Origin of the sequence: Phytobacter sp. V69, from assembly GCF_965644215.1 — a bacterium.
Taxonomy (GTDB): Bacteria; Pseudomonadota; Gammaproteobacteria; order Enterobacterales; family Enterobacteriaceae; genus Phytobacter.
Genome location: NZ_CBFFRL010000203.1, coordinates 1 through 7,922 on the forward strand (window position 1 = coordinate 1; position 7,922 = coordinate 7,922).

Sequence of the window (7,922 nt, forward strand, 5' to 3'; positions counted from 1 at the left end):
GCCTCATTTCTCGCTGCCGTCCAGATCAGATGCATCGCTCTCTGGGCTAAAATCTTGTGACGACACTATCTAATGCAGGACCATTTTTAAATTGATAATACAACGCCACCGCCAGCTCACCATCTATCAACGTTTGCTGCGTCAACTCCATGCGAAATTGCGGCACGGTAACCTCAAGTTCGCGAGCGATACGCGCGGCAACCGCCTGGACCGTTTCCCCGTTTTTTGCCCCGGCTCGCGAGACCACAAAGGTAAAGTCGCTGGCACCGGTATCATTGAGGGTAAAAAGATTCATCGTGCGGTCTTTAAAAACATCAGGTAAAGCGAGCGTCGCCTCCTGAAGAATATACTCAGCCATAACGCATCCCTTTATTTATTGGCATTAACGATAAAAAAGCTATCTACTTCCTGCTGTATTACGCTTTGTTGGTTCGAGCCAACAGCAAGGGTTCCGGCACCACCATCAGCAGGGTTCAGGTGCAGATCGCCGCTAAGCGTATTGATTTGTGCACTCTCTGTTGCCGTGAAATTGAACGTTTTGCCGACAATGCTGATGGTACCGTCTTTAAGCAGTTCAATTGCACTTTCGCCACATTCGATACGCAGCATGCCCCCCGCAGCAAGAGTGAAGTTATTCACCACTTTATCGTCGCGATTATTGCCCGTCAGGCTGGTGAGATTTTCTTTAACCCCTGCCTCCTGGTTCTTCGCTACCCGCAGAGTTTCATTTTCACCAACGAACTGCGTGTGATTCTTCTCAATGGTGTGCGTTTCGTCATTCTCGACATCCACATCCATATTGCGCTCGGCGTGCAGCCACACCTGCTCTTCTCCGGCCTTATCCTCAAAACGCAGGGCATTGGCCGCGTCGGCTGACCCATCTTTTGAGCGGCTGAGGAATCCCATCTGCGTTGCGGCGGCGGGGAGCGCCCACGGCGGCATACTGGCTTCGTTATACACACGTCCGGTGATGATCGGCCGATCCGGGTCGCCGTTGATAAAATCGACCACCACCTCATCCCCCACGCGCGGGACCTGTACCCCACCGAAACCTTGCCCTGCCCAGGCGCTGGAGACACGCACCCAGCAGGAACTGGTATCATCGCCCTTCGCCAGTCGGTCCCAGTGAAACTTCACCTTCACCCGTCCATAGCGATCGGTCCAGATACTCTCGCCCTGTGGCCCCACCACTTTCGCGGTTTGCGGCCCATAGGTACGCGGCCAGGCGGTTTTTTGCAGCGGACGATACGTAACCGAAGAGGGAATGACGGTGAAATCAATGCGGTGCATTGTTTCCGACCCACCACCGCTGGCGTAGCTGTTCTCTTCCAGCCAGTAGTTCGCTTCGGTGGTCAGGTACTCACCGTTGTCGCTGAAAAACGGCGCGTTATGCAGCGTAAAGGTGTTACCCGGCGCGATGCCTAACGCCGTTGCGCTGGCGTGAATTTGCTGGTGTTCCACCTGCCAGCGCTCCTGGCGGATGCGGGCATAGAAATCCGCATGATCGTGTTCGACAAAGCGTCCCGGCCAGTCATACACATCAATGCTGCCGGGCTGTGGCGAGACGGGGTTCTGGCGGGCCTGAAACAGCCAGGCATTCGGTTTGCGAAAATCATAATCGTCCAGGCTGTAGATCCCCGGCGTCACGCTATCCGTTAATGCCCACTGGCTGATCCCCTCTTCGTCCGTGCTGCCGCCAGACGGCGTCACGTGGTAGGGAATGGTTTCGTAACCGGCAAAGGGTTGATGCTGAGTGGCAGCGTCGGTCAGCACCAGTACATGCCTGTCCGCTTCATGGCGGAAGAAATAAGTAATGCCTTCAAGCTCCATCAGGCGGCTGATGAAATCGAAGCTGCTCTCCTGGTACTGCACGCAGTAGTCCCAGACGCGGTAGCTACCGGTCAGCTTGTCTTCAATGTTCACCTGACTTTCGGTGAGCAGCATTTTGACGATTTGCGGCGCCGTCTGCCCCTGGAAAATACGCAGGTTGCGGTCACGGTGCATCGGCCACAGTTCAGACTCAACGTTGAGCTGGTAAACCGCATAACGGGTGCCGGACAGCTCCACGGCGCTCACCGCCACGCGGGTCACTTTGCCGTTAAAATAGCGCGGGGATGTCATATCCTGCGTTGGGATCGTCACGGTGACGGGCTTGCCCAGCAGCTGGCTACGATCCATGCGCGCATCGGTGCCAAGCAGCGTCAGGCCAAGCGCATAGGGTTCTGATAGCGCTTCACGCCCTGAGAGTTTCCAGAACAGCAGCCCTTCGACCGGAAGCTGCACGGTAATACGGTTGAGCATAAGGTTCATTCCGTTACAGATAGCAATGCGCGTAATAGGTCAGCGCCTGTGCCATTCAATAGAGATAATTCACCCAGAAAAGGGTAATTGCGGTGTGTTGTTGCAACGATTAGGGGCAGTCAGGCAAGTCGTATTTACCAATGGGTATTGGCACATTATATTTATCGCTCTATTGATAGGGCGTATTTTTGTCTCTTCTGTCTACGTAATATCAGTCAAAGGTATCAACATTAACGTATCGCAAGCAGCGGTTTGCCACTGCCGTCTTTCACAAAGACCAGGTTCTTGTCTTTTTGTCCCAGCTTACCCTGATAAACATTGCCGACCTGATAAGCCGCCACAGCAATTAACCACGCCGTTTCATTATGTTTTTCGACCAACCAGCTTTTATTAAACTGTGGTTGTTCCACCCGTAAAGACATTTCAATAACCGGATTGTTATTTATAAACAACCCGCTTTGCTTCATGGACAGAATAGTGATATCGACATCGCTGCCATTCGCCAGAATATCCTCCTCTTTACGCTGAAGATTACGTGCCACCCTTTTTGCCAGGGTGAAACCAATCACGATCAGCACGAGGGTCGCAACGACATTCACAATATCAAACGTAGAGATATTCATGCCTGAATCCACTCCTGCCCGGTTATTACGGTGCCAGCATCAGCACTTTGAACTGGCTCGGGACAATGCGCATACCGATCGCATTGGTCGAGTTTTGCAGGCTCATACTGGTCAATCGCGTGGCGGGCGTGCCTTTTAACAGCACGGTGAACGACCCGGTTAGATGCCGGGATGGCCCCATCACCGTACCGGAGGCCACGCCTGTCGCTACGCCAGGGTTATCGCCGTTAGTCAGTGGCGTGATGGTCGCCATATTGTGCGCGGGCATTCCCATAAACAGGATATTGAGCGCATTGGGAATCGCCGTCGGCCCCAGCGCGATATCCGGATAGGGAATGGGCGTGGGAGCGGGCATTGGCGTCAGGCAGACGTCCGGAAAGGCCAAATCCACCCCGAAAAGCTGGCAGTTCGCAAACATGACGGCTCCTTATCCCATATGAATCTGTTCAGAATCGACTTTGGTAATCGCCTTCGAGGTGATCACCGTGTTATGTGCATGCAGACGGGCATAGTCTTCCGCCTTGATATCCAGTTGCCCGGCGCGCACGTGCTCGGTATGTTTGGTGGTGCGAAACAGGCTGTGGCTGATTTGTGTGACGGTCTGCCAGACGGACTCCGCCCGTTTGCCGACCACGCGCGACAGGCTGACCCACGCCGAGAGTTTCTCGCCGCTGTATTTCATCTCATCGATATGGCAATCCCCCTGGCTGGCGCTCACGCGCAGCGCGTCGCTGCTCAGGCTCAGCTCCCCTTCGCTGCGAATATGCAGATCCCCCGGCACGCTCAGCTCCGCAACCTGCGGGTTTGCCCGTTCCAGGACCGCCAGCAGCCAGATTTGGCTCTCGACGCTGGCAATCAGCACCGTATCCCCCGTCTGCGGCGCGATAACACAGCTCGCCGCCCGGCGGCAGTGCCAGCCTCGCCCTTCGCTTTCCACCGTCAGGCTACCGTCAGCAAAGCAGTGAGTGACCACCGCCGATGCCTGCGTGGGTGGCAGAATGGGTTGTGCCAGTAAATGATTCACTTTACTCATTTTCTCTCCTCAACGGCGGCTCTGGCGCTGCAGGCTCCAGGCCTCAGCAGCCAATAATTCTTCGTCATACTCAAGAATGCCCTGACGCCCGGTGAACTGAGCATTCTCCTGATTTGCCCGGTGCATTCGGGTACGGGAAAAGGTCGCACCGCGTAGATCTGCCAGACGCAGATCTGCACCGGTAAAATCGCTGTAGGTCAGGTCACAGAGCGTAAAACGCCCCCCGGCGGCATTCACCTGTTGCAGGATGCTTTGAAACAGGCGGCTCTGGCTGAAATCGGCCTGCTCGAGGGTGGCACCGACGAAAATAGCCTGATCAAACAGGCTACCGCGACACTGCGCGCCGCGCAGATTCGCTTCCATAAACAGCGCCTGGGTTGCGTTGACCTGGTTTAGCAGCGCAGCCTGTAGCGACGCCCCTTTAAAATTGCACTGGGTGAGCTGGGCGCCGCTGAAATCCGCGCCGTCCAGTTGGTTGTCGGTAAACTGGCAGCCGGTAAAACCGTGCCGGGCATAGTGTTTACCACGCTGATCGCAGTCAAAAAAGACCACACGCTCGAACTGACTGCCCTCAAGCAGCGTCGTGCGCAGGTCGATGCCATAGAAGGTGGTCAGCAGAAAACGACACTGGGCAAAATGGGCATCAGCCAGCGGTGATTCATAAAAGACGCTGCGCTCCGCCGTCGCCCGATCAAAATGACTGTTGGCAAGCTGACACTGCATAAATTGCACGGCCTGTAGCGAGCAGCCCGTGAAATGACTGCCGGTCAACGTGCAGTTATTAAAGATACCTCCATCGATCGGCGTTTCATCCACCTGCAGGTTTGCCATGTCACACTGGTTAAACACCGTCTGGACAAGCCCTGCGCCACGCAGGTTGACTCCGTTTAGCGCGCATTCGGTGAACACCGTTTCCTGTAGATTCACTCCCTGCAAGTTCGCGCCATTGAGGGAGACGTCCTGGAAAATGCCGCCGGACAGGTCGCAACCCTGCAAATCCAGCCCGTCGAGGGACAGATCACTGACAGGCTCGCCACCTTTTACCCGCTGTTGCAGCTGCGCTGCGGTGAGCATCGTCATATCACTTCTCCATCACGTTTCGGCAGCGTTTTGATGCGTTTCGTCCACGCCCCGTCCAGCCGCGTGGTATCGCTGATGAACGCCTGCGAGAGATCGGCGCGAAACAGATTCGCCCCGCTAAACGTCGCCCCGCCGAGCTGGCTTTTTTGCAACAGCGCGCCCATCAGGTTGGCATCGGTGAAATCGGCGTCACGAAAATCGGTGCGTACGAACAGGCTTCCCGTCAGGTTTGCCTGGACAAAGTGGCTGCCACGACAATCCGCTTCGCTCAAATCACAGTTCTCCAGCTTTGCCAGGGTGAATTGCGCTCCGGCAAGCGGCGTCTGGCGCAAGTTACACTGGCTGAGCGAGGCCTGGCGGAAATCGGCACCCGCTAAGGTGCTTTCAGCCGCTATCGCCGTGGCGATTAACGTAGCCCCGGTGAAGCACGCCTGTTCCGCCTGGGTCTGAACAAAGGAGGTACTGTCCAGCCGGGCGGCGCTAAACACCGCCGCCACCAGCACCGATTGCATAAACGCGCATTTGTGCAGCCGCGCGCCGTGAAAATCGGGTTCTGCGAGGGTAAGTTCCATAAAGATGCAGCCGTCCAGCGAGGCGTGATGGAAGCGGCAGCGGCTCAGCCCGGTTTCGCGCAGCAGCAGTCCATCCATGCTGGCGTTATCGAAGATGCACGCCTCGAATAACGCATTCTGTGTCTGCGTCTCTTTAAAACGTGCGCCGCTAAAATCACTGTCCTGACACTGCGCAAGCGCCAGGCTCGCCCCGGTAAAATCGCAGCGTTGTAATGAGGTTTTCTGAAACTGCGTGCGGGCAAGCATCGCCCCGGCAAAACAGGCGTCATCCAGTTTGCTGTGGCGAAAATCTGCGCATTCCAGCAGCGCCTTTGTGAAGTTAGCGCCGCTCAGATCCATGCCGGAGAAGTCAGCGCCGGTCAGATCCATACCGCTAAAATCGCCCCCTTGCGCCAGCGTCCGCTGTGCACGCTGGCGAATAATCTCCGCCAGATCCCCCGTCAGGCGCACGGCGGGCGGCTGTTGGGCAACCGCCGACAGATACATCTGATGCAACGCCTCACACGCCTGCTCGCGCTTTTTCTCACTCATGATGCTGCTGTTACGGTGAAGCATTTCATGCATACGATGCAGCGATTCCGGCCCGCGCGGCAGTTGATCATCACTGTGCGGGTACTTCGCTTCCATTTCGCCTTTGCGCTGCTCTGCATCGGCCTGGATCTGCTGTACCTGGCGTTCCATTTTTTCAATAAACTCGGGCAATTCATCGAGCGTCGGAATGGCCGGTTCTTCACCACCGTCGAGCAGATCGCCAATATCGCGCCCGTCTGCTTCCAGACGTTCCCGGTACTGCTCACGCAGTAATTTTTCGCGATTTTTGATGTTGTCGCGCATCGGGCTCGACGTCTGCTGAACGTCGCTATCAAGCCAGGGGCCGATCAGCGACTCCGGTAGCAAATCCTTCTCGCGAAACGAGAACAACGCCCCTTTTTCTTTATCCAGCCGCTGGCTGAGGACTTTGCGATAGTGGTTGAGCGAACGGCTGGCACCGTTTTTTTCGAGCGCCGGCATCAGGTGCAACACATCCGCCGCGTCGTCTTCATTAATGCGAATGTGCCCCTGCCAGATAATCACCATCTGTTCGAGATGCGGGAAAAACCAGACGGTCGTGGCACGCAGGATGATCTCTTCAAACAGGGTCTCATCCTGCCGCAGACGGCTGATAAAACAGCGCGCCTGCCAGGGTGGCAGCGTGCCTTCCTGCACGGCCTTTTGCGGATGCATGTTCCAGATACGCCACGATGCCTGCTCCGGCAGTGCGTCCCTATCGTTCCACCACTGGTCAGGACTGGCGGCATTAAACACCGTCCAGTCGATATCGCGGGCAAAGCCGGGGAAATCATTTTGCAGCCAGTTAGCGTCATAGCTTTTACCCATCCGGCGAAAGCGGCGCGGCCAGCTGAGATCCAGGGGCCCGAAGCTCGCAGGCTCTGGCTTTTGTTTCGGCGAGGTCATCCGACCGTGGAGTGGCTCAATATTGGGCAGGCGATGGAACGTTTGTCCCTGATGGTTTTCCGGGCGAAACCCCACGCCGTGCGGATTTTCCTCACAGCCTGTGCCACCCCAGGCGCGCGTCCAGTCCAGACGCATCTCGCCGAAAGGTTGCGGAGGGGTTATTTTGCTACCCGACCAGTAACGGTCGCCGAACACCACCAGCGATTTGCTGAGGTTGTCGATATCCACCCGCGCCATGACGGCGGTTTTTTCCTGCTGGTGATGGGTATAGGCATGCCCGGTGGCGAGGAATTCCGCGCGGGTTTTCGGCATCGCCATATCAATCACGCCGCCGCTGCTCTGCAGTTCACTGGCGGCAAGCTGCCAGAGTTCCATCTCCGGGCGCAGCGTCGGGTTCTCCCCCATATCCGTCAGCGCCATGACTGAGACGCCAAGATGATTTTTACCCTGCCAGCGAAAGGGGCGATTGAGCACGCTCAGGCGCAAGGGTTTGATAATTTTCATCCGTAATACCTTATTCGCCTAATATGAGTGGCCGGTCGTATAACGCAATTCTTTTGGGGTCTTTGGGATCGTATTTGATGGTGGTGCCATTACCTGCAATGAATAACATAATTTTTCCCATCAAAATCATCAGCGTCGTTTGAGAAGAGGATGAGGTATATCCACGACGACTTTCTCCGGCTCTTTTCTGGAATATCTTAAAAAGATTTCTTCGCCAGGCTGATACTTATTAATATTCATTACATCAATTACCGCATCCGCCTTACCACTTATTGTCTGGCGGATTCAACTCCGAAGTGCAACGCTAAGCCGCCAATCTTAGCTCTGCAAACACCACAGACGGTTGCCTGAATC

The 7,922-nt window shown here is 55.8% G+C and carries 7 protein-coding genes and 1 pseudogene; all 8 read right to left on the bottom strand.

Annotated elements, in window-relative coordinates:
• Positions 1-46: 46 nt before the first annotated feature.
• The gene (locus ACSZPU_RS21055) at positions 47-358 is read right to left on the bottom strand and encodes a DcrB-related protein (RefSeq protein WP_499002831.1); all 312 of its coding nucleotides are present in this window, start codon (positions 356-358) and stop codon (positions 47-49) included.
• 11 nt (positions 359-369) lie between these two features.
• Positions 370-2,301 (bottom strand): type VI secretion system Vgr family protein, encoded by a 1,932-nt coding sequence (locus ACSZPU_RS21060; RefSeq protein ID WP_499002833.1) that lies wholly within the window; start codon positions 2,299-2,301, stop codon positions 370-372.
• 230 nt (positions 2,302-2,531) lie between these two features.
• Positions 2,532-2,924, bottom strand: a complete 393-nt coding sequence (locus ACSZPU_RS21065; protein ID WP_499002835.1) for a hypothetical protein — start codon at positions 2,922-2,924, stop codon at positions 2,532-2,534.
• Between the two features lie 25 nt (positions 2,925-2,949).
• Positions 2,950-3,342, bottom strand: a complete 393-nt coding sequence (locus ACSZPU_RS21070; RefSeq protein WP_499002836.1) for a DUF4150 domain-containing protein — start codon at positions 3,340-3,342, stop codon at positions 2,950-2,952.
• A 9-nt stretch (positions 3,343-3,351) separates the two neighbouring features.
• Positions 3,352-3,957 (bottom strand): DUF3540 domain-containing protein, encoded by a 606-nt coding sequence (locus ACSZPU_RS21075; protein WP_499002837.1) that lies wholly within the window; start codon positions 3,955-3,957, stop codon positions 3,352-3,354.
• 9 nt (positions 3,958-3,966) lie between these two features.
• Positions 3,967-5,037 carry a pentapeptide repeat-containing protein gene (locus ACSZPU_RS21080; RefSeq protein WP_499002839.1) on the bottom strand — a complete coding sequence of 357 codons (1,071 nt, stop codon included), beginning with the start codon at positions 5,035-5,037 and terminating at the stop codon, positions 3,967-3,969.
• Entirely contained in the window at positions 5,034-7,568 is a 2,535-nt protein-coding gene (locus ACSZPU_RS21085) for a DUF2169 family type VI secretion system accessory protein (protein WP_499002840.1), read from the bottom strand. Before ACSZPU_RS21085 ends, ACSZPU_RS21080 begins: the two co-directional genes overlap by 4 nt.
• A 10-nt stretch (positions 7,569-7,578) precedes the next feature.
• A pseudogene (locus tag ACSZPU_RS21090) lies at positions 7,579-7,671 on the bottom strand (DUF3592 domain-containing protein); the annotation flags it as partial.
• Between the last annotated feature and the right edge of the window lie 251 nt (positions 7,672-7,922).

Bases quoted from the DNA above. Each gene is read 5' to 3' on its own strand.
- ACSZPU_RS21085 (WP_499002840.1), bottom strand. From the start codon at position 7,568: ATGAAAATTATCAAACCCTTGCGCCTGAGCGTGCTCAATCGCCCCTTT.
- ACSZPU_RS21065 (WP_499002835.1), bottom strand. From the start codon at position 2,924: ATGAATATCTCTACGTTTGATATTGTGAATGTCGTTGCGACCCTCGTG.
- ACSZPU_RS21070 (WP_499002836.1), bottom strand. From the start codon at position 3,342: ATGTTTGCGAACTGCCAGCTTTTCGGGGTGGATTTGGCCTTTCCGGAC.
- ACSZPU_RS21075 (WP_499002837.1), bottom strand. From the start codon at position 3,957: ATGAGTAAAGTGAATCATTTACTGGCACAACCCATTCTGCCACCCACG.
- ACSZPU_RS21080 (WP_499002839.1), bottom strand. From the start codon at position 5,037: ATGACGATGCTCACCGCAGCGCAGCTGCAACAGCGGGTAAAAGGTGGC.
- ACSZPU_RS21055 (WP_499002831.1), bottom strand. From the start codon at position 358: ATGGCTGAGTATATTCTTCAGGAGGCGACGCTCGCTTTACCTGATGTT.
- ACSZPU_RS21060 (WP_499002833.1), bottom strand. From the start codon at position 2,301: ATGCTCAACCGTATTACCGTGCAGCTTCCGGTCGAAGGGCTGCTGTTC.